Raw genomic sequence first — 21,717 nt, forward strand, 5'->3', positions numbered from 1 at the left:
TCCTCATGGTGAGCTTGTCGAACCACGCACAGCGGCGAAGCTATCTCAAGCAAATCTCAGCGCAACAAAAAAGCGGACCCGAGGGCCCGCTTTCTGTTCTGTCCGTATAAAGCGATATTAGCGCTTCGAGAACTGGAACGAGCGACGGGCTTTCGCCTTGCCGTACTTCTTGCGTTCTACAACGCGGCTGTCGCGTGTAAGGAAGCCGCCCTTTTTCAGAACGCCGCGCAGTGCAGGTTCGAAATAGGTGAGGGCCTTGGAGATGCCGTGACGAACTGCACCGGCCTGACCGGACAAACCACCACCGGCAACGGTAGCGATGATGTCGTACTGGCCAGCGCGGTTAGCAGCAACGATTGGCTGCTGCAGGATCATCTGCAGAACCGGACGGGCGAAATAAGCGCCATATTCCTTGTCGTTGACAACGATCTTGCCGGAACCTGGCTTGATCCAGACGCGGGCAACCGCATCCTTACGCTTGCCGGTTGCGTATGCACGGCCCTTGGCGTCGAGCTTCTGGACATGAACTGGTGCAGCAGCCTGCGTCGATGCGGCAGCAGTACCGAGTTCTGCGAGCGAGTTGAGCTCAGCCATTATTATGCGCTCCTTTTGTTCTTGGAATTCAGCGCGCCAACGTCGAGGACTTCAGGTGCCTGAGCTTCATGTGGGTGGTTGGAACCGGCGTAAACGCGCAGGTTCTTCATCTGGCGACGGCCGAGCGGTCCACGTGGAACCATGCGCTCAACTGCCTTTTCAACGACGCGCTCAGGAAAACGACCGGAAAGCAGCTGACCAGCTGTACGTTCCTTGATGCCGCCTGGGTGGCCTGTGTGCCAGTAGTAAATCTTGTCCGAAAGCTTCTTGCCTGTGAGGGCAACCTTTTCGGCATTGATGATGATGACGTTATCGCCATCGTCAACATGCGGAGTGAAGGTAGCTTTGTGCTTGCCGCGCAGGATGTTTGCGACGATGGTGGCGAGACGGCCGACGACGAGACCTTCGGCGTCAATCAAAATCCACTTTTTCGTCACATCTGCCGGCTTCTGTGTGAAGGTAGCCATTTGTGTTGTCCTTGAGATCATCCTTCATAAAAGAAGGCTTTTCTTGTTGCTTGGGTTGCGAGGATCGTTGAAATCCTCACAACAATGAAAAACGGCGGGAAACCCCACCGCAGTCATGGGTTTCAATAAAGACTGAAGTGCAGGGCGTCAAGTTGTAAGTTTCTGGCTTAATGATAAATAGATAAACAAATTCAAATACTTACGTTAAAGGTATTATATTACCACATTGATCCATGCGTTTAATTGACCCTTGCAACCTGACGTTGGTTGCATTATGTGATCTATTGCATCACACAAAAGCATGATCAGAAGTTTTCGCCATAAGGGTTTGAAGGAGTTTTTTGAAACTGGCTCACTCCGGGGCATAAATGCTGCTCACTCAAAGAGGCTGGCGCGAATTCTCGCCTTTCTCGATCGTGCTTCAATGCCTGATGACCTTAATATTCCCGGTTGGCGGCTGCATCAATTGCATGGTTCGTTCCATGGTTTCTGGTCCATCTCGGTCAGCGGCAACTGGCGTATTATATTTCGGTTTGTCGAAAGCGATGTCGAATTGGTGGACTATCTGGATTATCATTGAGGAATAAAGACATGGGGCAATTCAATCCACCACATCCCGGTCAAACTCTTCTGGAAGATGTTTTGCCGGCGCTTGCTATTACAGCAACAGAGCTGGCGAGACGACTTGGTTTTGCGCGGGAAACTATGTCGCGCATCATGCACGGGCATGCACCCGTCAGCCCGGATCTTGCCGTACGGTTGGAGCGTGCGGGCATTGGCAAGGCTAAAGTTTGGCTGGGCGTCCAGGCGGATTATGATCTTTGGCAGGCGGAACGCCGGGAGCAACCGCCAATAGAGCGGTTTGCTAACTTGACCTGAGCGGGAAAGCAGAGGAATGCCGTTAGACGGGGCATTCCTCTTTATTATTTAACCATCCAGTCCTTCGAACAGCACCGTTGAAAGGTAGCGTTCGGCGAAGGAGGGGATGATGACAACGATGTTTTTGCCCTTGTTTTCGGGGCGCTTGCCAACTTCGATTGCTGCGGTAAGCGCTGCACCGGAGGAAATGCCGACTGGCACACCTTCAATGCGCGCAACCAGACGTGCATTGGCAAAGGAATCCTCATTGGAAACTTGAATAACCTCGTCGTAGATATGGGTATCGAGCACGCTTGGCGCAAAACCAGCGCCGATACCCTGAATTTTGTGCGGGCCGGGGTTGCCGCCGGACAGGACGGGCGAATCTTTCGGCTCGACTGCAATGATCTGAACTTCCGGCTTGCGCTGCTTCAGCACCTGTCCGACGCCGGTGATCGTGCCGCCCGTGCCGATGCCGGAAATAAGGATGTCTACCGTGCCATCCGTATCGTTCCAGATTTCTTCGGCAGTTGTCTTGCGATGGATTTCAGGGTTGGCGGGATTATCGAACTGGCCGGGGATGATTGCGCCCGGAGTGGTTTCAACCAGCTCGTTTGCCTTGGCGATTGCGCCTTTCATGCCCTTTGCGCCTTCAGTCAGCACCAGTTCTGCTCCAAGCAGCTTGAGCATTTTGCGTCGTTCGACAGACATGGTTTCCGGCATGGTCAGTATCAGGCGATAGCCCTTTGCAGCAGCGGCGAAGGCAAGCGCGATACCCGTATTGCCTGAAGTGGGTTCCACAAACACTGTCTTGCCGGGAACGGCCTTGCCCTGATCTTCCAGTGACTGGATCAGCGCTACGCCGATACGATCCTTGACGCTCGCGATCGGGTTAAAAAATTCGAGTTTGCCGAGAAGGTTCGCAACAACACCGTTTTCCTTGGCGAACTTATCGAGACGTACAAGCGGCGTGTCACCGATCGTATCGACAATGGAGTTGTAGATTCGGCCACGGCCCGGTTTGCGTTGCGCATCATTGCTCATCGAATGGTCTCCCGATTTGAATTTTTTGCTGGTGGCGATCTTATGGTCACCGGCTGAAAATTCATAGTCGGGCACATGCACAAAGGAGCATGCTGTTGGAAAATTAAACTAATAATCCATATGCGGTAGAATAAAAATCCGCACTAGCCCGCGCGACCGGCTATCGCCAGCGCCGCGCCCGCCATGAATGCGGCAGCAGTACGGTTCAGGCGCTTCAGCGCGCGTGGTGATGCCAAAAGCCCCCGTGCCTTTGCCGCCAGTGCAAGATATGGCACCAGCACGATCATCAGTACGATGACGGTTATCACCGCAAGTATGGAATAGTCGGCTAATGTGATCGAATGCAGATCGACGAGCGTTGGGGTGAGGGCGATATAGAAAAGCATGGTTTTCGGGTTGCCGAGCGTCAGGGTTAACCCTGCCAGTATTGCCGAAATATTGCCGCCACGGCTTTTCTTCGCCTCGATCTTTTCGGTCGAAATACCGGTCGTCCAGAGCTTCCATGCCAGATAGCTCAGATAGGCAACACCAGCCCACTTGATGATGAGGAACAGCGTGCCGAATGTCTGCGCTACGACCGCAAGACCAAGCACAACCGCGGTGAGGTAGGTCAGGTCACCAAGCACAAGTCCAATGGACATAAACAGCGACGAGCGGAAGCCGGAGCCAAGTGCGCGGGCGACAAGGGCGGTAACACCCGGCCCGGGAATGGCTGCGGCAATAGCAAGTGCGCCCGAATAGGCAATAAAACCGGCAAGTGTCATGACGAAAGCTCTGATATTGATGGTGAATGAGGCGGAAATTACTCCCGCGTCAGCACTCTGTCTATCTGCTGATTTCAACAGTGATTATCAATTTTATTGATCATTATTAGAGCGGTGCACCGGGTTGCAGTGAAGATCGTTACAATTACAACAGGCAATGCCGATTATCTCTCCCCTTGTGGGAGAGAAAGGGTTTTCTTGGATTTAGCCTTCTTGCTAAATCCTTAGAAAATCCAAGAGAGGGGATTGTTCTTTACGACACATCACCCCCTCTCTTGCGATTTCTAGCACTTAGCAAGAGCTAAGGTGCTGAAATCACTTTCTCCCCCACAAAGGGGGAGATAAGCAGCGCATACCTTGAAATATCACCTCAAAATCTCTAGTTTAGAATTATTCTAATTTAGGACATCATCATGCTCAGCCGTTTCTTCGGTCACCGCCGTCACGACCTTTCCTCTCTTTCTGAACAGCAGATTCTCGCGCTTGCCATCTCCTCGGAAGAGGATGATGCGCGCATCTATCTCGCCTATGCGGATGGTTTAAAGGATGATTTTCCGCAAAGCGCCAAGGTTTTCGAAGATATGGCGGAGGAGGAGAACAGCCATCGCCAGGCATTGATCGATCTGCATGTCGAACGCTTCGGCAGTCGGATTCCCCTGATCCGGCGTGAGCATGTGCGTGGTTATATCGAGCGCAAGCCCGACTGGCTGGTTCGCCCGCTTGGCATCGACAAGGTGCGTGAGATGGCCGAAAAGATGGAGGAGCAGGCCTATCGGTTCTATACCGAAGCAATAAAGCTCGTCAGCGATGCATCGACCCGCAAGTTGCTTGGCGATCTGGCCATTGCTGAAAAGGTGCATGAATCACTGGCGCACAGGCTTGGACTACAACACACCCCTGAAAATGTGCAGCAGGACGAAAAGCAGACTGAACGCCGCCAGTTTCTGTTGACATATATTCAGCCGGGTCTGGCTGGCCTCATGGATGGGTCAGTTTCCACGCTCGCGCCAATCTTTGCCGCGGCCTTTGCTACGCAGGATACTTGGCAGACTTTTCTTGTCGGTCTGTCCGCATCGCTCGGGGCCGGTATTTCCATGGGCTTTACCGAAGCCGCACATGACGACGGCAAGCTGTCCGGTCGCGGGTCGCCGCTAAAGCGCGGTCTTGCCAATGGTCTTATGACGACGATTGGCGGTCTCGGCCACGCTTTACCTTATCTCATCACGAATTTCTGGACTGCAACGACAATTGCCGCGCTGGTCGTCTTCGTAGAGCTTTGGGCAATTGCCTTTATCCAGCATAAATATATGGAAACGCCCTTCTTCCGTGCTGCGATACAGGTCGTGCTTGGCGGCGGACTGGTGCTGGCGACAGGCATATTGATCGGCAACGCGTAGTAGGCAAGGGCATATCGCTGGCATGGAGCGGGTTACTTGCCTCCATCATAAGTGGCGGGTTTAATTAACCAAAACCCGCCACTTTTTATGACCTGTCAGGGTGTCGTTATTCCATTGATCGTTTTGCCGTCAACTGTGATCGACAGTTTCGTACCGGCGGTGACAGGCTTCTTGACGAGTTGAGTTTCTCCAGCGTCCACCAAGTCCAGTCCGTCGATTTTTAGCGTTGTTGTGAAAAGCGAAGTTTTCGACGTCTTTAGGAGCTTTTTGGCTTGTTCGAGTTGCTTTTCCGCCAGTTGTTTTTGGCGGATTTCAACCGCCGCACATATTTTATCGGCTACAAACTTGGCTTTTGTGGCCAAAGGAATTTCGAAGAAGACCGCGATATCACCCAATATAGGTACAAATTTACAAGTTTGCAGAGTTCCTTTTATAACGCTTTCTGCCCATTTTTGCCTTTGTAGATCTTTGGCAGACTGGGTTTGCGTGGTAGTTTCACAACCTGATAAAACTATTGCGCTTAAAATAACGCATGCGTGACTTAATCTTAAACTCAAGAATATCATTTTCAACTCCGAATATACTTGTGCTAAAAATGATAGTGAGCCCTAAGTCGGAATGATTTTCAATTAGACTTTATTATAAGTACTTTTCGTTGATGCTCTAAGCTACAGGCGGTATCGAATAAGTCGCTGTGGCGTGAGCCACAAGCTCGCCGCTTCCAGCGCTGGTCAGGGCGATATCGACAACGGCCAGCCGCTTGCCCAATTTCAACAGTGTTGCTTTCGCGTCGATCGGGCCGATCTCCGGCTTACGAAGGAAATTGATGTTGAGATTTGTCGTGACTGCCAGCGCGACGGGACCGATCTGCGCCAGTATGGCGATGTAGGCGGTGATATCTGCCAAGGCAAACAGGGTTGGTCCTGAAACTGTACCGCCCGGTCGCAAGTGCTTTACTGTCGGGTCGAGCCGCATCGTGGCGTAGCCATCACCGGCATCGGTTACAGTATAGGCAATGCCATCCGCATTGACCTGCGGAAATTCCTGTTCGAGGAAGGCAGTCAGGGCTTCGACATCCATCATTGCAGCCATTATCGCGTCCCTTGCTGTTTTGTTTACAATTTCGCTGTTACTATTGGCGCTGCATCGTCTTTGCAAGGATGGGCTTGTTCATGAAACCACCAGGAATTGTTGTAACATCGCTGCTTGTAACAATTGGTTATGCCGGTCTGTTCGTGACACAGCCCGCACCGCCTTTGGCGCCTGTCGTCGAGCGTTATGCTTTGCCTGAACAAGCCGTGGCTTTGAACGAGGATCTCATCAGGCGTTATCTTTATGGCTATGCCCCGGTAGCTGCCACCGCACGGGAGTTGGAGCGCAAACCTGAAACGGTGGAGTCTGCCGCGCTGCTCGATGCCAAGGCACGGGAATTCGGTTTTGCCAGCTATTCTGACTGGCTCAACATCAATAATACCATCATGGTCACCTATCATTGGGCTATTCATCCGCAGCCGAAACAGGAAGTTGACAAGGCAATTGCCGAAGTGCCAACCAGGGTCAACCTGTCGGAAGCTGATAAGGTAAGTTTGATCAACGACCTGAAGACAGGCTTGGCCCGGGTGGAAAATGCGAGGCCCACGGCTGAAAATCTGGCTGTTGTCGAGCGCCATTTGCGCTCATTGAAGCCCTTCTATAATCAATGGGCCAAGCAGCAATAAAATAACATGAGGAATGACATGGGAGAGGTTCACGCCATCCGCAAGGAAGGGCCAGTCGGCCCAATTGTTGGTTATGAGGTGTTGGACGGTGTTTTGCGCCTTACCATGCAGAATGCCCCGGCCAATGCGCTCTCAATTGCAATGATGGAATTGCTGCTGGAGCATCTCCAATCGGCAAGGGAAGACAAGGCGGTTCGCGTTATCATTATTGATTCAGCGCTGAAGCTGTTTTCTGCCGGTCACGATCTCAAGGAATTATCGAGCCATCGCTCGGACGATGATCGCGGTCGTGCCTTCTTTGAAAAGACTATGAATCTTTGCGCTGAATTGATGCAGGCCATTGTCCACCACCCAAAGCCGATAATTGCCGGCGTCGATGGCCTCGCAACTGCTGCCGGCTGCCAGCTTGTGGCCTCGTGCGATCTCGCGGTTTGCTCCGATAAATCAACCTTCTGCACGCCGGGCGTTAATATCGGGCTTTTCTGCTCAACGCCGATGGTGGCCCTGTCACGAAATGTATCGCGCAAGCAGGCGATGGAAATGCTGCTGACCGGCGAAACTATCGATGCTTCCACAGCACGCGAGTTCGGTTTGGTAAACAGGGTTGTGCCACAGGAATATCTGAATCAGATTGTCAGAAGATATGCGCAAGCCATTGCCACCAAATCGCCTTTGGTTCTGAAAATCGGCAAGGAGGCATTCTACCGGCAGGCTGAAATGGGCTTGGCGGACGCCTATGACTATACGGCGCAGGTCATGGTCGAAAACATGCTGGCCCGTGATGCGGAAGAGGGCATTGGCGCATTCATTGAAAAACGCAAGCCCGAATGGACGGGTGAGTGAGCGTCATGGATCACGATCATTATTCTGACGATTACATTCGCAGTATTCTTTCATCGGTAAAAACCATTGCCATGGTTGGCGCTTCCGCCAATGAGGTGCGGCCGAGTTTCTTCGTGATGAAATATCTTCTCTCCAAGGGTTATCGGGTTATCCCCGTTAATCCGGGACAAGCTGGCAAAGATATCCTTGGTCAGCCGACTTATGCGCGGCTTGCAGACATTCCTGAACCAATCGATATGGTCGATGTTTTTCGTGCGTCTGATGTTGTGCCTGCCATTGTCGATGAAGTGCTGGCTTTGAGCCCTCTGCCAAAAGTCATCTGGACACAACTTACAGTACGTAATGACGAGGCTGCGGTGAAAGCTGAAGCAGCCGGAATGCAGGTCGTGATGAACCGTTGTCCAAAAATCGAGTATGCGCGACTTTGCGGCGAGATTGGATGGAGCGGCGTGAACTCGCGAGTGCTTTCTTCCAAAAAACCGATCCTTGGAAAAGGCTTTCAAAGCTTTGGGTTAAACCGCTCGAAATGAACGCAGAATTTGGAACATCTTTTTTGAAGTTCCGTAGCCGCTTCATACCAAATGAAACGGATTTTGCAGCGAATTGCGCCCGTTCCGCAGCAAAATGACCGAAAATGCGAGCAAATTCGTAACCTGCGGATGTAATTTGGTTGTGTCAGGTTGAAATGTTGCCATTTCCGGCATTGGAAAAATCTTTCCTTGGCGTGCGCTCGTCTATCCCCTAGCTTGCCTCGATCAATTGCTTTGGAGGACATCGAATATGGCAAATCGCGCACCCGGAATCGAAACTTTGGCGATTCACGCCGGAGCCCAACCTGACCCGGCAACCGGGGCGAGGGCAACTCCGATTTATCAGACCACAGCTTTCGTTTTCGACGACGCCGATCATGCCGCGTCTCTATTCGGCCTCAAGGCTTTCGGCAACATCTATACGAGAATAACCAATCCAACCAATGCGGTACTGGAAGAACGTGTTGCAGCGCTTGAAGGCGGCACGGCGGCATTAGCGGTTGCGTCAGGCCATGCAGCACAACTTCTGGTGTTTCATACGCTGATGCAGCCAGGCGATAATTTCGTTGCTTCCAACAAACTTTACGGTGGTTCCATCAATCAGTTCGGTCAGTCCTTCAAGTCTTTCGACTGGCGTGTCCGCTGGGCTGATGGCACCGATCCTTCGGCTTTCGAAGGCCAGATTGATGAGCGCACCAGAGCTATTTTCATCGAGAGCATTGCCAATCCGGGCGGCATCATTTCCGATATCGAGGCTATCGCGGAAATTGCTCATAAGCATGGTATTCCGTTAATCGTCGACAACACTCTGGCATCGCCTTATCTGATCCGCCCTATCGAGTATGGTGCTGATATTGTTATACATTCTGCCACGAAATTCCTTGGTGGTCACGGTAATTCCATGGGTGGAATCATTGTTGATGGCGGCACGTTTGATTGGTCGAAATCCGGCAATTACCCGCTGCTTTCCGAGCCTCGTTCCGAATATAACGGTATTGTCCTGCACGAAACTTTTGGCAATTTTGCCTTTGCCATTGCGGCGCGTGTTCTCGGCCTTCGCGATCTTGGTCCGGCCCTTTCACCCTTCAACGCTTTTCTGATCGCTACCGGTATTGAAACCTTGCCACTGCGGATGCAGCGTCACGTAGACAACACCTTAACCGTGGCCAAGTGGTTGAAAGAACATGATAAAGTTGGGTGGGTCAGTTATGCCGGTCTACCGGACGATCCCTATAATGCGCTCCAAAAGAAGTATTCGCCTCATGGCGGCGGCGCTGTTTTCACCTTCGGTTTGAAGGGCGGCTATGATGCCGGTGTGAAGCTTGTCGAAAATCTGGAACTCTTTTCGCATCTGGCGAATATCGGCGACACCAAATCGCTGGTGATTCACCCTGCATCTACCACCCACCGCCAGTTGGCCGATGCGCAGAAAACTGCTGCCGGAGCAGGTCCGGATGTCGTGCGCCTGTCCATTGGCATCGAGAATGTCGCGGACATTATTGCTGACTTGGAACAGGCTTTGGCGAAGGTCTAAGCCTATGGCAAACCTTGTAAAAATAGATTTTGGCAGTATCGATCCAGAGCATGGCTCACCGAAGCCGGATCGCGTTATTTCCGGCGATCCGCAATTCCGGACCTGGAATTGCGACGAGGCCGAAGGCGGCATATATGCCGGGATTTGGGAAGCGACACCGGGCAAATGGCGTATCGCCTACGACGAATGGGAGTTCTGCCACATCCTTTCCGGCCGCTCGATTATTTCAGAGGATGGTGGTGAGGAACGCCATATCGAGGCTGGCGACAGCTTTGTTTTGCGCCCGGGGTTTCGCGGAACATGGGAAGTCCTCGAAACAACGCGGAAGGAATATGTGATAAGGCTTTGACGAATGGCGGCGTGTTCGCTAGCCTTGCTGAAAGGCAATAAAAACAGAGTCTTATCATGAAAATCACTATTGTTGGCGCCGGTATAGGCGGCCTTTCCTCGGCTTGGTCGCTTACCAAAGCGGGTCACTCCGTAACGCTCATAGAGCAGGGTGCGATCCCTAATCCCCTTGCAGCCTCTGGCGATCATCATCGCATCATCCGCCGTGCTTATGGCGCTGCGGGTGGCTATGCCAATGCGATTTCCGAAGCCTACGAGGCATGGGATGAACTTTGGGTCGATATCGGTGCTGTGCATCTGGATGCGCGCGGCTTTATCGCCGTTTCACGTGAGGCTGGTGACGAGGCGGAAGAGTATCGCGAAGGCCTCGAACATGGCGGCTATCCTCTTGAAATCTATGATCCTGCTGAAGCTTTGAAGCGCTATGCCTACCTTGAAGAAGGTACTTTCAAATATGCTTTCTTCTCGCCGGAAGGTGGAGCTTTACATTGCAAGAGGATTGCAACGGATATGGTTCGCTGGCTTCGTGAAAACGGTGCGGAAATCCTTGAAAACACGCAAGTTACCGCTGTCGATACCGATAATGGTTCGGTGACTATCGCCGATGGAACGAAGATCGTTTCAGATAAAGTCATCGTGACGGCTGGTGCTTGGGTGACAAAACTGTTTCCGGATATCACTTCGGAATTGACCACGTATCGTACAGCAGTTGTCTATCTGGAACCTCCGGCAGACTTGAAAGCGGCTTGGGATGCTTCTCCTGTTGTGCTGGATGTCGGTGGTCGTACCGATGGTTATATCCTGCCGCCGAGTGGCGGCGGTGGTTTGAAATTCGGCTCCGGCCTGCATAAGCGCAAAACTGCCAGCGCCGACCTTGATCGTGTTCCGGTCGAAGGAGAGGGCGAGATCATCCGCGATCTTTTCACGCCGCCTTTGAAGCGCCTTTCAGAATATCGGGTAACAAACGTTGTGACCTGCGCCTATACTTTCACTGCTGACGAGCGCTTTTTTGCCACGGAAATGGGCAAATGTATCGTGGTTTCGGCCTGTTCGGGCCATGGTTACAAGTTTGGTGCAGCCGTTGGTCGTCGCGTCGCACAAACCATCGAAAGTGGCGATGTGCCGGGGTTGAAGCGGTGGCTGAGGGCCGAATCCCATTAATCGCAGGCGATTTGCCTTTATATTGAGCCGCATCATACCGTGAACATCTTGCGGAAACGGGTGCCGACACCCTATGTATCGAATCCTTGTTCCACGAATCTGAGGCGTTTTTCGCCCCGTATTCTCTTAAAAGCTGAGGCCCACCCGATGAGAGATCCAATCGAAACAGCTATGAACCTCGTTCCAATGGTCGTTGAACAGACCAATCGGGGCGAGCGGGCCTATGATATATTCTCGCGCCTGCTGAAAGAACGCATTATTTTCATTACCGGACCAATCGAAGATGGCATGGCGACGCTGATCTGCGCGCAGTTGCTGTTCCTCGAGTCTGAAAATCCGAAAAAAGAAATCAATCTGTATATCAACTCGCCAGGCGGCGTGGTGACTTCAGGCATGGCGATTTACGATACGATGCAGTTCATCCGTCCTGCTGTATCGACACTTTGCTTCGGTCAGGCCGCATCGATGGGATCGCTCCTGTTGACTGCTGGTGAAAAGGATATGCGCTTCGTTCTTCCTAACGCCCGTATCATGCTTCACCAGCCATCTGGTGGTTTCCAGGGGCAGGCCTCCGATATCGAGCGTCATGCTCAGGATATCATCAAGATGAAGCGTCGCCTGAACGAAATTTACGTCAAGCATACCGGTCAGGATTACGAGACAATCGAACGTACTCTTGATCGCGATCACTTCATGACCGCACAGGAATCACTTGATTTTGGATTGGTCGACAAGATGTTCGAATCACGTGCTGCAGTCGAAGGCGACGTAAAGTAACCGGCTAAATTGCTCTCATGGGTCGAAAATGAACTTTTTTTGACCCATGTGGGGACTTTCTGCCACATAAGCGGCTTGCATAGAGATGAGCAGACGCTACGTTAAGTTATTGGTGAGTTTGAAGAGCTTATTCTACCAATGACTGATCGAATCACTTCCATCTAACGGAGGTGGCGGCCCCCGCAAGTGGAGGGGTCGATACTGAAAGGAAACTGCAATGAGCAAAGTCAGCAACGGCGGCGGCGATTCCAAGAATACGCTTTATTGCTCGTTTTGCGGGAAGAGCCAGCACGAAGTTCGCAAGTTGATTGCGGGCCCGACTGTTTTCATCTGCGATGAATGCGTCGAACTGTGCATGGACATCATCCGCGAGGAAAACAAATCCTCGATGGTGAAATCTCGTGAAGGCGTCCCGACGCCGCAGGAAATCATGGCTGTTCTGGATGATTATGTTATCGGTCAGAACCATGCCAAGCGTGTTCTCTCTGTCGCGGTCCACAACCACTACAAGCGGTTGGCCCACGCATCGAAAAACAATGAAGTCGAACTGGCAAAATCCAACATTCTTCTTGTTGGCCCAACCGGTTGCGGCAAGACCTATCTGGCGCAATCGCTCGCCCGCATCATTGACGTGCCGTTTACAATGGCAGACGCGACGACGCTGACGGAAGCAGGTTACGTTGGTGAGGACGTCGAAAATATCATCCTGAAGCTGCTGCAGTCCGCCGACTATAACGTCGAACGGGCACAGCGCGGTATCGTATATATCGACGAAGTCGACAAAATCAGCCGCAAGTCTGATAATCCTTCGATCACTCGCGACGTGTCGGGTGAGGGTGTTCAGCAGGCTTTGCTGAAGATCATGGAAGGCACTGTAGCTTCTGTACCGCCGCAGGGCGGCCGCAAGCATCCACAACAGGAGTTCCTGCAGGTGGACACTACGAACATCCTGTTCATTTGTGGTGGTGCCTTTGCCGGTCTCGACAAGATTATCTCTGCTCGCGGTGAAAAAACGTCGATTGGCTTCAGTGCTGCCGTCAAGGCTCCGGATGATCGCCGCGTTGGCGCTATCTTCCGCGAACTTGAGCCGGAAGACCTGTTGAAGTTCGGTCTCATACCGGAATTCGTCGGTCGTCTGCCTGTTATTGCTACGCTGGAAGATCTCGATGAGGTTGCTCTGGTACAGATATTGTCGGAGCCAAAGAATGCTCTGGTAAAACAGTATCAGCGTCTGTTCGATATGGAAAATGTCGAGCTGACATTCCATGAGGACGCACTCAAAGCGATAGCCAAGCGTGCTATTGCGCGTAAGACGGGTGCTCGTGGCTTGCGGTCGATCATGGAGAAAATCCTGCTTGATACGATGTACGAACTGCCGACGCTTGACGGTGTTCAGGAAGTTGTCATTTCGGGTGATGTGGTGGAGGGCAATTCACGTCCGCTATACATCTATGCCGAACGCAAGGAAGAAAAAGGCAATGTTTCCGCGTAATCCTCCGGAGATAGCGCAGAATAACGAGGAGCTCCGCGTCGTGCGGAGCTTTTCTGTTTTCAAAGCTGTGTACGGCCTTGCAAAAGATTGCGCTCCAACCATCCGGGGCGCAGGATGGATTACGATTCTGTGAAGATGCTTGGATGCGGGTGACTTGAAACCGAAGGGTCGCCACTCCAAGTAATAGTTAAGCCGAATAACCGGTAGTACGCCGCTCAAAACATGATCCGCAATTGGGGTTTTTCTCCCATCCAATTTCGGGAAGTCATGCAACCAAAGGGTACCCGGAAGCGGTGATCTGGCCGAATGGCCTGAGAAAGGACATTGAAATGACGGTTGCAAGCAAGAAGACACTGGCGGGTGGCGAGAGCGGGCTTTATGCCGTTTTGCCATTGCGCGATATCGTTGTCTTCCCCCACATGATCGTTCCACTCTTCGTCGGACGCGAAAAGTCAATTCGCGCGCTTGAGGAAGTCATGGGCGTTGACAAGCAGATACTGCTTGCCACACAGAAAAATGCTGCGGATGACGATCCCCAAGCCGATGCCATCTACACGGTTGGTACAATTGCCAACGTCCTGCAATTGCTGAAATTGCCGGACGGTACGGTCAAGGTACTTGTTGAAGGTATCGCCCGCGCTGAAATTACAAGTTTCAGCGACCGCACCGACTATCACGAAGCCAATGCAACGACGCTTGCTGAACCGGAAGAAGACCCGGTTGAAGTTGAAGCGCTTGCACGCTCTGTCGTGTCGGATTTTGAGAATTACGTAAAGCTCAACAAGAAGATTTCGCCTGAAGTTGTGGGTGCCGCCGGTCAGATCGAGGATTACTCGAAACTTGCCGATACGGTCGCCTCGCATCTGGCGATCAAGATTCCTGAAAAGCAGGACATGCTTTCAATTCTTTCCGTGCGTGCACGTTTGGAAAAGGCAATGTCTTTCATGGAGTCGGAAATCTCGGTTCTGCAGGTAGAAAAGCGTATCCGCTCGCGCGTCAAGCGCCAGATGGAAAAGACCCAGCGCGAGTACTACCTGAATGAGCAGATGAAGGCTATCCAGAAGGAGCTTGGTGACGGCGAAGATGGCCGTGATGAAGCAGCTGAGCTGGAAGATCGCATCAAGAAGACAAAGCTTTCGAAGGAAGCCCGTGAAAAGGCCAATGCCGAACTTAAAAAGCTGCGTCAGATGAGCCCGATGTCTGCTGAAGCCACGGTTGTTCGCAATTACCTCGACTGGCTGCTGTCCATTCCGTGGGGCAAAAAGTCGAAGGTCAAGAATGACCTGAACCTTGCTGACGAGGTGCTGGACGCCGAACATTACGGTCTGGACAAGGTCAAGGACCGTATCGTCGAGTATCTGGCAGTGCAGGCTCGTTCCACCAAGATCAAGGGTCCGATCCTTTGCCTCGTTGGTCCTCCCGGCGTTGGTAAGACTTCGCTCGCTCGTTCGATTGCCAAGGCTACAGGCCGTGAATATGTCCGTATGTCGCTTGGCGGCGTGCGTGACGAGGCTGAAATTCGTGGTCACCGCCGCACTTATATCGGCTCAATGCCCGGCAAGGTCATTCAGTCGATGAAGAAGGCGAAGAAGTCCAATCCGCTCTTCCTGCTCGATGAAATCGACAAGATGGGTCAGGATTTCCGCGGCGATCCTTCTTCTGCTTTGCTGGAGGTGCTTGATCCGGAACAGAACTCAACTTTCATGGATCACTATCTTGAGGTCGAGTACGATCTCTCGAATGTAATGTTCGTGACGACTGCCAATACGCTGAACATTCCTGGTCCGTTGATGGATCGTATGGAGATCATCCGTATTGCCGGTTACACCGAAGATGAGAAGCTGGAGATCGCCAAACGGCACCTGTTGCCTAAGGCCATCCGGGACCACGCTTTGCAGCCGAAGGAATTTTCGGTTTCCGAAGGTGCCATCCGCGCGATTATCCGCAGCTATACGCGGGAAGCCGGTGTCCGTAGTCTTGAGCGTGAGTTGATGAAACTTGCCCGCAAGGCGGTAACGGAAATCCTGAAGACCAAGAAGAAGTCTGTGAAGGTCACTGAGACAAACATTGACGAATATCTTGGTGTCGAGAAGTTCCGCTTTGGCCAGATCGATGGCGAAGATCAGGTTGGTGTTGTTACTGGTCTTGCCTGGACTGAGGTGGGCGGCGAATTGCTGACCATTGAAGGCGTCATGATGCCCGGCAAGGGCCGCATGACTGTCACAGGCAACCTGCGCGATGTAATGAAGGAATCAATCTCGGCTGCGGCATCCTATGTCCGCTCCCGCGCCATTGATTTCGGAGTTGAGCCACCATTGTTTGATCGTCGCGACATCCACGTGCATGTGCCGGAAGGCGCGACGCCCAAGGATGGTCCATCAGCCGGTGTCGCAATGGTTACGGCCATTGTATCGATACTGACTGGTATCCCGGTTCGCAAGGATATCGCCATGACGGGTGAGATCACATTGCGAGGCAGGGTACTTCCTATCGGCGGGCTGAAGGAGAAGCTGCTTGCGGCCCTGCGTGGCGGCATCAAGACAGTTCTTATTCCAGAGGAAAACGCCAAGGATCTGGCGGAAATTCCGGATAATGTGAAGAACGGTCTTGAGATCATTCCAGTCTCGCATGCCAATGAGGTTCTCAAGCATGCGCTGGTTCGCCAGCCGGAGGCAATTGAGTGGACTGAGCCAGCTCATGTTCCTGCGGCTGCCGTCGAAGACGATGCCGCTGCACAGATCGCTCACTAGCATCTGAACTATTCAAAATGGCCGGGCAAGCAATTGCCCGGCCATTTTGATTCATTGGCATCTACGAAGCTTAGCTGCGTGTCGCCCGCCGCGCCTGCACATCCCTTACAATAGCCTCCAGAGTGGGCCGGGCAGGGGCAAAGAACGTCGTTCCGGTCAATGGTGTGGAATAATCCAATAATCGGTCATAGTTGCCCGGCGGGTCGCCTATGAACATACGTTGCAACATCTTCTCGATAACCCAGAGATATCTCGAATAGCCGATGAAATAGGTACCGTATTCCTGACGCCCGGGTTGGCCGAAAGGCATGTTATCGCGCAGGATGTCATGCTCATTGCCATCAGCATCTACAATTGTAGCTAAAGACTTATGCGATTTGCGTGGTGCATCATCGTCATTGATTTCGACATTGTCTATTTTTTTACGGCCGATGATTTCTTCCTGGAGATGCGTCGGAAGATCCGTCCAATTTTTAATGTCATGCAGATATTTCTGCACGACAATGTAGCTGCCACCGGCAAACTCTTGGTCCTCCTCCGCAACGAGCGTGCTTTGAGGAAGGTCAATCCCTGTTGGATTAGCCGTGCCGTCTACAAAGCCAAGCAGATCGCGTGAGTCAAAATAACGGAAGCCTGAAACTTCATCAATGACCGTGACTGCATCGCCAAGGCTGTCGAGAATCATTCGCTCAAGCTCAAAGCAAATGTCCACGCGCTCTGATCGGATATGAAATATCAGGTCACCGGGGGTGGAAGGAGCAACATGGACGGGACCTTCCATGCGGCTGAATGGGCGCAATTCCAGTGGCCTTTTATTCGGCAAAAGGCGATCCCATGCACTTCGTCCAATACCGACAATGCAGGACAAGCGCGCTGATAGATCACGGAATCCGACGGTCTTCACAAGGTCGTTCAACCCGTCTAGCGCCTCGCAGGTCTGCTCCAGTGCTGACTGATCATCATGGATGGTGACAACCAGAAAAATAGCTGAAAGCGATAGAGGCGCATCTATGCTTTGCGCATCAATGGTTACCCTGTCCCATTTTTGTTTAGGCACGATTCGGCAGTCCTTCCTCTTGTTCCAACGCTCGTAGATTAAACGTTAGCAGGCCGGGGAACTGCAACTGCAAAAACAAATTTTGATTGATTGAAAACAGATGCTACGTCTTGAAAATAAAGATGAAAGGACTGGACCCGGAAGGGCCATTTTGTAGCATTTATACATAACGGAAAGGGAATGGTGGGCGATGAGAGACTCGAACTCCCGACATCTTCGGTGTAAACGAAGCGCTCTACCAACTGAGCTAATCGCCCTTCGCAAAGGGTGCGTTCCGGAGCGTTTAGGCGTTTCGAACGATATTGGCAAGAGGGGATGTAGCACTTTTATGAATTGTTTGAAGAGTTTTTCACAATCGCATTTTTCATGGCTACTTGCGCTTGACACTCCCCCGCGAACCCCTTAAACGACCGCTCACGCCGGACAAATTGTTCGGTACGAAAGTGCGCGGGTGTAGCTCAGTTGGTTAGAGTGCCGGCCTGTCACGCCGGAGGTCGCGGGTTCGAGCCCCGTCACTCGCGCCACTTTTCCCCTAGACAAATCAATATCTTGTTTGACTACCGGAAAAGTGGCGAGCCCCGCAGCTTTCTTTTTTGATCTCATGACCCCGCAGCACAAGAGCCTCCAGTGAATGGAATGTTGCTGATATCGCCCGTTGTCTCCGGCAAATAATGCAAAAATTGGCAGCTAAACAGCCAGCAGTTCGTGCTTTAAAAGGTCCTCAAGCCAATTGGCAAAAACCTGCAATCGCCGGGAAAGGTGTTGGCGATGAGGGTAAAGCAAGGTCATGGGCATGGGAGCGGCACGATATCCAGGCAAAACTTCCATGAGATCACCAGCATCTATATGGGCTTGGACATCATAGGCAGGTATTTGAATGAGGCCGAGACCTGCAAGGCAGCAGGCTATATAAGCTTCAGCGCTGTTGACGGTAACGCGGCTGTCTATTTCCAACACGAATTTTTCATTATTCTCAATCCATTCCCATTCCGTCGTGCGCCCGGTAGACGGTGATGCGTAGTTCACTGCCCAGTGTGAATTCAGATCGGTTGGGAATTCGGGAATGCCATAGCGCTTCAGATATTCGGGGGCGGCAACATTGATAAGGCTTAGTGACCCGATCGTCCTTGCAATCAACCCCGAGTCGGAAAGTGGTCCGACACGCAGCACGCAGTCGATATTGTCTTCCACGAGATTGACCGCACGATCTGTAACGCCAAGATCAATGTGAATTTGTGGATAGCGATCAAGAAAGTCTGGCAGCGCCGGGGCAATGATCAATCTCCCTATCCGGCCGGGAACGTCAATTCTAAGTTTGCCGGAAGGCTGGGCCGCCGTTTGTTTAAAGAGGTTCTCGGCATCCTCCATGTCGGAAATGAGCCGTTGGCAACGATCATAGAACACAATGCCATCCTGAGTGGGTGACACCTTGCGGGTAGTGCGGTGTAGCAGGCGAGCCCCGACTCGCCCTTCCAGCTCCAGAACTGCGGCGGAAACCGAGGAGCGTGGAACACCGAGCGTGTCCGCTGCTCGAGTAAAACTGGAGCACTCGACAACTCGAGAGAAGATACGGAAAAGGTCGATACGATCCAAATGCTGGTGTCTCCATTGTGCAGAAAATCTGACAGGTGATGTTAAAATCTTAGGCTTTATCCGGAAAATCTAGCCGATATCTTTGATCCTTGAAAGCGGCTGCAAAATGCAGGTCGTATTAAAGGAGACTGATTGTATGCCCGATCACGGTATTAAAGGAAAAACGGTCATTATCGCTGGTGGCGCAAAGAACCTTGGTGGATTGATTGCGCGCGATCTGGCGGCGCATGGGGCCAAATCGATTGCTGTTCACTATAATAGTGTGGCAACCAAGGCTGAAGCAGAGGCAACGGTAGCCGCAATTAAAAATGCTGGCGCGAATGGAGTGGCGCTTCAGGCAGACTTGACCACTGCTGGTGCCATGGAAAAGCTCTTTGGCGACGTGGTAGCTGCCATTGGTCGCCCGGATATTGCCATCAACACTGTAGGGAAGGTGTTGAAGAAGCCCATCGCAGAGATTTCAGAAACTGAATACGACGAGATGAGTGCAGTTAATGCGAAAACTGCTTTCTTCTTCCTCAAGGAAGCTGGAAAAAATCTCAATGACAACGGAAAGATTTGCACTCTTGTTACTTCGCTGTTGGGAGCTTTCACACCATTTTACGCGGCCTATGCCGGCACGAAAGCGCCAGTCGAACATTTCACGCGTGCCGCTTCGAAGGAATTTGGTGAACGAGGCATCTCGGTGACAGCGATTGGTCCAGGCCCGATGGACACGCCATTCTTCTATCCTGCCGAAGGTGACGATGCTGTCGCTTATCACAAGACAGCCGCATCGCTTTCAAACTTCTCAAAGACCGGGCTGACCGACATCGAGGATATCGTACCCTATATTCGCTTCATGGTTTCGGAAGGCTGGTGGATGACCGGCCAGACCATTCTCGTGAATGGTGGCTACACAACCAAGTAAAGCGCTCTCTATTTTACTATTAGCTCCGGCGTAAGGATGATGCCGGAGCATTCTAACTGCCTTCACGCTTGGTTCATTTCGATTTTTAATTAGATTTAATCATGCTCGGTAAAGGCCGATTAATCAACAAAATCAGATAGTTTTCGGTAACCATTTCCCTTAAGGACCGCTCAATTCCTGTCGATCTATGTTCACGACGGTTCAACGAAACCAGCAAATTAAAAACGAGACAAACAGGACAGGCAAATGACAACTCTTTTCACACGTTTCCTCAAAGACGAATCCGGCGCGACTGCAATCGAATACGGCCTGATCGCAGCTCTTATCTCCGTTGCCATCATCACTGCAGCAACAACATTGGGCGGAAATATTGCTGCTACCTTCGGCAAGGTTTCTGAGAAGTTGGTTCCAGGCGCTGCTGCCCCATAATAAGAATTAAAAGACAACCATGATTATTCTATAGTCCTGGCATCAGAAACCAGACCGTTTCCCGACGGTCTGGTTTTTCATTGTTGGAGTGAACGATTAACTCATCACAATGAACTCTCGACCATAGGTCCGTTTCGGTGTATAGCGCACGCGCATTGCAGCCTTTTTAACCGGACCCAAAAATATGGAAGAATTTCATAAAGTTCGCCGCCTCCCGCCTTATGTTTTTGAACAGGTTAATCGCCTGAAGGCCAGCGCGCGAGCCGCGGGTGCGGATATTATTGATCTCGGCATGGGCAACCCGGATCTTCCAACCCCGCAAAGTGTTGTCGACAAGCTTTGTGAGGCGGTACAAGACCCGCGAACGCATCGCTACTCCTCTTCGAAAGGTATTCCCGGCCTGCGCCGCGCGCAGGCGGCTTATTATGAGCGTCGTTTTGGAGTAAAGCTTAATCCGGATACGCAGGTTGTAGCTACGCTCGGTTCCAAAGAAGGCTTCGCCAATATGGCGCAGGCGATTACTGCGCCGGGTGATGTCGTTCTTTGTCCTGATCCCACTTATCCGATCCATGCTTTTGGCTTCATCATGTCGGGCGGTGTTATCCGCTCGATTCCCGCCAAGCCCGACGATCATTTCATTCCAGCTCTGGAGCGCGGAATTCGGCACTCAATTCCAAAGCCGTTGGCATTGATCCTGAACTATCCGTCCAATCCTACTGCTCACGTTGCTTCGCTCGATTTCTACAAGGATGTCGTGGCTTTTGCCCGAAAGAATGAAATCATCATTCTTTCGGATCTGGCGTACTCGGAAATTTACTTTGACGGGGCACCGCCGCCGTCTGTTCTACAGGTCCCCGGGGCAATCGATGTTGCAGTTGAGTTTACCTCAATGTCGAAGACATTTTCGATGCCTGGTTGGCGTATGGGCTTTGCTGTCGGCAATGAGCGCCTGATTTCAGCCCTCACACGGGTCAAGTCCTATCTCGATTACGGTGCGTTCACACCGATTCAGGTGGCAGCATCTGCAGCCCTGAATGGTGACGGATCGGATATCGCAGAGGTCCGCGCTATTTATAAGCATCGCCGCGATGTGCTTGTGGAAAGTTTTGGGCGTGCTGGTTGGGATATTCCTGCTCCAGCCGCTACGATGTTTGCCTGGGCACCGATACCTGAGAAGTTCCGCAGCCTCGGCTCATTGGAGTTTTCCAAGCTTTTAATTGAGCATGCGGATGTGGCAGTTGCACCCGGTATTGGTTTTGGTGAGCATGGTGACGATTACATTCGTATCGCTTTGGTCGAGAACGAACATCGTATTCGTCAGGCGGCCCGCAGCCTGAAGCGTTTCCTCAGTACCGCTGATGAAAAGCTGCACAACGTTATTCCGTTGAATGCTCGTCGTTAAACAGACGTAGATCAAAGCGGAATTCGCGGCGCTGTCTGGCGCCGCATCA

Annotated in this window: 23 protein-coding genes and 2 tRNA genes; 16 read left to right on the forward strand and 9 right to left on the reverse strand. The window is 52.0% G+C overall.

Annotated features, from left to right (window positions below; translation table 11 throughout):
- Positions 1–117: 117 nt before the first annotated feature.
- A complete protein-coding gene (rpsI, locus tag ABKW30_RS15815; protein ID WP_122084539.1) occupies positions 118–594 on the reverse strand; it encodes a 30S ribosomal protein S9 in 477 nt (158 codons plus the stop codon).
- 2 nt (positions 595–596) lie between these two features.
- Complete coding sequence (rplM, locus tag ABKW30_RS15820) at positions 597–1,061, reverse strand: 50S ribosomal protein L13 (protein WP_008120765.1); 465 nt, start codon at positions 1,059–1,061, stop codon at positions 597–599.
- Positions 1,062–1,362: 301 nt separating this feature from the next.
- Here rplM and ABKW30_RS15825 point away from each other — a divergent pair, with 301 nt between their 5' ends.
- Both ABKW30_RS15825 and ABKW30_RS15830 read left to right on the forward strand, forming a co-directional pair.
- Positions 1,363–1,641: a type II toxin-antitoxin system RelE/ParE family toxin gene (locus ABKW30_RS15825; protein ID WP_348599906.1), complete on the forward strand. Its 279-nt coding sequence runs from the start codon at positions 1,363–1,365 to the stop codon at positions 1,639–1,641.
- An 11-nt stretch (positions 1,642–1,652) separates the two neighbouring features.
- The gene (locus ABKW30_RS15830; protein ID WP_348599908.1) at positions 1,653–1,940 is read left to right on the forward strand and encodes a HigA family addiction module antitoxin; all 288 of its coding nucleotides are present in this window, start codon (positions 1,653–1,655) and stop codon (positions 1,938–1,940) included.
- A 48-nt stretch (positions 1,941–1,988) separates the two neighbouring features.
- Here the strand turns inward: ABKW30_RS15830 and cysK are convergent, their stop codons facing one another.
- Positions 1,989–2,963 (reverse strand): cysteine synthase A, encoded by a 975-nt coding sequence (gene cysK / locus ABKW30_RS15835; protein WP_348599909.1) that lies wholly within the window; start codon positions 2,961–2,963, stop codon positions 1,989–1,991.
- Positions 2,964–3,106: 143 nt separating this feature from the next.
- A complete protein-coding gene (locus ABKW30_RS15840; RefSeq protein ID WP_348600414.1) occupies positions 3,107–3,727 on the reverse strand; it encodes a LysE family translocator in 621 nt (206 codons plus the stop codon).
- 413 nt (positions 3,728–4,140) lie between these two features.
- Between ABKW30_RS15840 and mbfA the strand changes: the two genes are divergently transcribed.
- Positions 4,141–5,124: an iron exporter MbfA gene (gene mbfA / locus ABKW30_RS15845; RefSeq protein WP_348599910.1), complete on the forward strand. Its 984-nt coding sequence runs from the start codon at positions 4,141–4,143 to the stop codon at positions 5,122–5,124.
- 95 nt (positions 5,125–5,219) lie between these two features.
- Here mbfA and ABKW30_RS15850 read toward each other — a convergent pair whose 3' ends face one another.
- Together ABKW30_RS15850 and ABKW30_RS15855 are read right to left on the reverse strand one after the other, a co-directional pair.
- Entirely contained in the window at positions 5,220–5,690 is a 471-nt protein-coding gene (locus tag ABKW30_RS15850; protein ID WP_348599911.1) for a hypothetical protein, read from the reverse strand.
- 97 nt (positions 5,691–5,787) lie between these two features.
- A complete protein-coding gene (locus ABKW30_RS15855; protein WP_348599912.1) occupies positions 5,788–6,216 on the reverse strand; it encodes a PaaI family thioesterase in 429 nt (142 codons plus the stop codon).
- An 80-nt stretch (positions 6,217–6,296) separates the two neighbouring features.
- On the opposite strand from ABKW30_RS15855, the gene ABKW30_RS15860 reads away from it, so the two are divergent.
- The 9 genes from ABKW30_RS15860 (at position 6,297) to lon (ending at position 16,277) form a co-directional block, all read left to right on the forward strand.
- Positions 6,297–6,842, forward strand: a complete 546-nt coding sequence (locus ABKW30_RS15860) for a hypothetical protein (RefSeq protein ID WP_348599913.1) — start codon at positions 6,297–6,299, stop codon at positions 6,840–6,842.
- Between the two features lie 18 nt (positions 6,843–6,860).
- Positions 6,861–7,685, forward strand: a complete 825-nt coding sequence (locus tag ABKW30_RS15865) for an enoyl-CoA hydratase (RefSeq protein WP_348599914.1) — start codon at positions 6,861–6,863, stop codon at positions 7,683–7,685.
- A gap of 5 nt (positions 7,686–7,690) precedes the next feature.
- Positions 7,691–8,215, forward strand: a complete 525-nt coding sequence (locus tag ABKW30_RS15870) for a CoA-binding protein (protein ID WP_348600415.1) — start codon at positions 7,691–7,693, stop codon at positions 8,213–8,215.
- A gap of 250 nt (positions 8,216–8,465) precedes the next feature.
- Positions 8,466–9,749, forward strand: coding sequence for an O-acetylhomoserine aminocarboxypropyltransferase (locus tag ABKW30_RS15875; RefSeq protein WP_348599915.1), 1,284 nt, complete (start codon positions 8,466–8,468; stop codon positions 9,747–9,749).
- Positions 9,750–9,753: 4 nt separating this feature from the next.
- On the forward strand, positions 9,754–10,098 hold the full coding sequence (locus tag ABKW30_RS15880) for a cupin domain-containing protein (protein ID WP_348599916.1): 345 nt from the start codon (positions 9,754–9,756) through the stop codon (positions 10,096–10,098).
- Positions 10,099–10,154: 56 nt separating this feature from the next.
- Complete coding sequence (locus tag ABKW30_RS15885) at positions 10,155–11,258, forward strand: FAD-dependent oxidoreductase (RefSeq protein WP_348599918.1); 1,104 nt, start codon at positions 10,155–10,157, stop codon at positions 11,256–11,258.
- 147 nt (positions 11,259–11,405) lie between these two features.
- Positions 11,406–12,035, forward strand: a complete 630-nt coding sequence (locus ABKW30_RS15890; protein WP_008120787.1) for an ATP-dependent Clp protease proteolytic subunit — start codon at positions 11,406–11,408, stop codon at positions 12,033–12,035.
- A gap of 217 nt (positions 12,036–12,252) precedes the next feature.
- Positions 12,253–13,527, forward strand: a complete 1,275-nt coding sequence (gene clpX / locus ABKW30_RS15895; protein WP_008120789.1) for an ATP-dependent Clp protease ATP-binding subunit ClpX — start codon at positions 12,253–12,255, stop codon at positions 13,525–13,527.
- Positions 13,528–13,856: 329 nt separating this feature from the next.
- Positions 13,857–16,277 (forward strand): endopeptidase La, encoded by a 2,421-nt coding sequence (gene lon, locus ABKW30_RS15900; protein WP_348599919.1) that lies wholly within the window; start codon positions 13,857–13,859, stop codon positions 16,275–16,277.
- A 70-nt stretch (positions 16,278–16,347) separates the two neighbouring features.
- On the opposite strand, the gene ABKW30_RS15905 is transcribed toward lon, so the two are convergent.
- Positions 16,348–17,334, reverse strand: a complete 987-nt coding sequence (locus ABKW30_RS15905) for a Dyp-type peroxidase (protein WP_348599920.1) — start codon at positions 17,332–17,334, stop codon at positions 16,348–16,350.
- A gap of 181 nt (positions 17,335–17,515) precedes the next feature.
- A tRNA-Val gene (locus ABKW30_RS15910) sits at positions 17,516–17,591 on the reverse strand.
- A gap of 190 nt (positions 17,592–17,781) precedes the next feature.
- On the opposite strand from ABKW30_RS15910, the gene ABKW30_RS15915 reads away from it, so the two are divergent.
- A tRNA-Asp gene (locus ABKW30_RS15915) sits at positions 17,782–17,858 on the forward strand.
- Between the two features lie 163 nt (positions 17,859–18,021).
- On the opposite strand, the gene ABKW30_RS15920 is transcribed toward ABKW30_RS15915, so the two are convergent.
- On the reverse strand, positions 18,022–18,927 hold the full coding sequence (locus ABKW30_RS15920; RefSeq protein ID WP_348599921.1) for a LysR family transcriptional regulator: 906 nt from the start codon (positions 18,925–18,927) through the stop codon (positions 18,022–18,024).
- Positions 18,928–19,063: 136 nt separating this feature from the next.
- Between ABKW30_RS15920 and ABKW30_RS15925 the strand changes: the two genes are divergently transcribed.
- The 3 genes from ABKW30_RS15925 (at position 19,064) to ABKW30_RS15935 (ending at position 21,668) form a co-directional block, all read left to right on the forward strand.
- Positions 19,064–19,837, forward strand: coding sequence for an SDR family oxidoreductase (locus tag ABKW30_RS15925; RefSeq protein WP_348599922.1), 774 nt, complete (start codon positions 19,064–19,066; stop codon positions 19,835–19,837).
- 246 nt (positions 19,838–20,083) lie between these two features.
- On the forward strand, positions 20,084–20,266 hold the full coding sequence (locus tag ABKW30_RS15930; RefSeq protein WP_348599923.1) for a Flp family type IVb pilin: 183 nt from the start codon (positions 20,084–20,086) through the stop codon (positions 20,264–20,266).
- A gap of 184 nt (positions 20,267–20,450) precedes the next feature.
- Complete coding sequence (locus ABKW30_RS15935) at positions 20,451–21,668, forward strand: LL-diaminopimelate aminotransferase (RefSeq protein ID WP_348599924.1); 1,218 nt, start codon at positions 20,451–20,453, stop codon at positions 21,666–21,668.
- Positions 21,669–21,717: the final 49 nt, after the last annotated feature.

It is taken from the genome of Phyllobacterium sp. SB3, assembly GCF_040009165.1.
Classification (GTDB): domain Bacteria; phylum Pseudomonadota; class Alphaproteobacteria; order Rhizobiales; family Rhizobiaceae; genus Phyllobacterium.

Bases quoted from the DNA above. Each gene is read 5' to 3' on its own strand.
- rpsI (WP_122084539.1), bottom strand. From the start codon at position 594: ATGGCTGAGCTCAACTCGCTCGCAGAACTCGGTACTGCTGCCGCATCG.
- ABKW30_RS15860 (WP_348599913.1), top strand. From the start codon at position 6,297: ATGAAACCACCAGGAATTGTTGTAACATCGCTGCTTGTAACAATTGGT.
- ABKW30_RS15850 (WP_348599911.1), bottom strand. From the start codon at position 5,690: ATGATATTCTTGAGTTTAAGATTAAGTCACGCATGCGTTATTTTAAGC.
- ABKW30_RS15870 (WP_348600415.1), top strand. From the start codon at position 7,691: ATGGATCACGATCATTATTCTGACGATTACATTCGCAGTATTCTTTCA.
- mbfA (WP_348599910.1), top strand. From the start codon at position 4,141: ATGCTCAGCCGTTTCTTCGGTCACCGCCGTCACGACCTTTCCTCTCTT.
- rplM (WP_008120765.1), bottom strand. From the start codon at position 1,061: ATGGCTACCTTCACACAGAAGCCGGCAGATGTGACGAAAAAGTGGATT.
- ABKW30_RS15930 (WP_348599923.1), top strand. From the start codon at position 20,084: ATGACAACTCTTTTCACACGTTTCCTCAAAGACGAATCCGGCGCGACT.
- clpX (WP_008120789.1), top strand. From the start codon at position 12,253: ATGAGCAAAGTCAGCAACGGCGGCGGCGATTCCAAGAATACGCTTTAT.
- ABKW30_RS15840 (WP_348600414.1), bottom strand. From the start codon at position 3,727: ATGACACTTGCCGGTTTTATTGCCTATTCGGGCGCACTTGCTATTGCC.
- ABKW30_RS15935 (WP_348599924.1), top strand. From the start codon at position 20,451: ATGGAAGAATTTCATAAAGTTCGCCGCCTCCCGCCTTATGTTTTTGAA.
- ABKW30_RS15925 (WP_348599922.1), top strand. From the start codon at position 19,064: ATGCCCGATCACGGTATTAAAGGAAAAACGGTCATTATCGCTGGTGGC.
- ABKW30_RS15885 (WP_348599918.1), top strand. From the start codon at position 10,155: ATGAAAATCACTATTGTTGGCGCCGGTATAGGCGGCCTTTCCTCGGCT.
- cysK (WP_348599909.1), bottom strand. From the start codon at position 2,963: ATGAGCAATGATGCGCAACGCAAACCGGGCCGTGGCCGAATCTACAAC.
- ABKW30_RS15855 (WP_348599912.1), bottom strand. From the start codon at position 6,216: ATGGCTGCAATGATGGATGTCGAAGCCCTGACTGCCTTCCTCGAACAG.
- ABKW30_RS15830 (WP_348599908.1), top strand. From the start codon at position 1,653: ATGGGGCAATTCAATCCACCACATCCCGGTCAAACTCTTCTGGAAGAT.
- ABKW30_RS15875 (WP_348599915.1), top strand. From the start codon at position 8,466: ATGGCAAATCGCGCACCCGGAATCGAAACTTTGGCGATTCACGCCGGA.
- ABKW30_RS15865 (WP_348599914.1), top strand. From the start codon at position 6,861: ATGGGAGAGGTTCACGCCATCCGCAAGGAAGGGCCAGTCGGCCCAATT.
- ABKW30_RS15825 (WP_348599906.1), top strand. From the start codon at position 1,363: ATGATCAGAAGTTTTCGCCATAAGGGTTTGAAGGAGTTTTTTGAAACT.
- ABKW30_RS15890 (WP_008120787.1), top strand. From the start codon at position 11,406: ATGAGAGATCCAATCGAAACAGCTATGAACCTCGTTCCAATGGTCGTT.
- ABKW30_RS15880 (WP_348599916.1), top strand. From the start codon at position 9,754: ATGGCAAACCTTGTAAAAATAGATTTTGGCAGTATCGATCCAGAGCAT.
- lon (WP_348599919.1), top strand. From the start codon at position 13,857: ATGACGGTTGCAAGCAAGAAGACACTGGCGGGTGGCGAGAGCGGGCTT.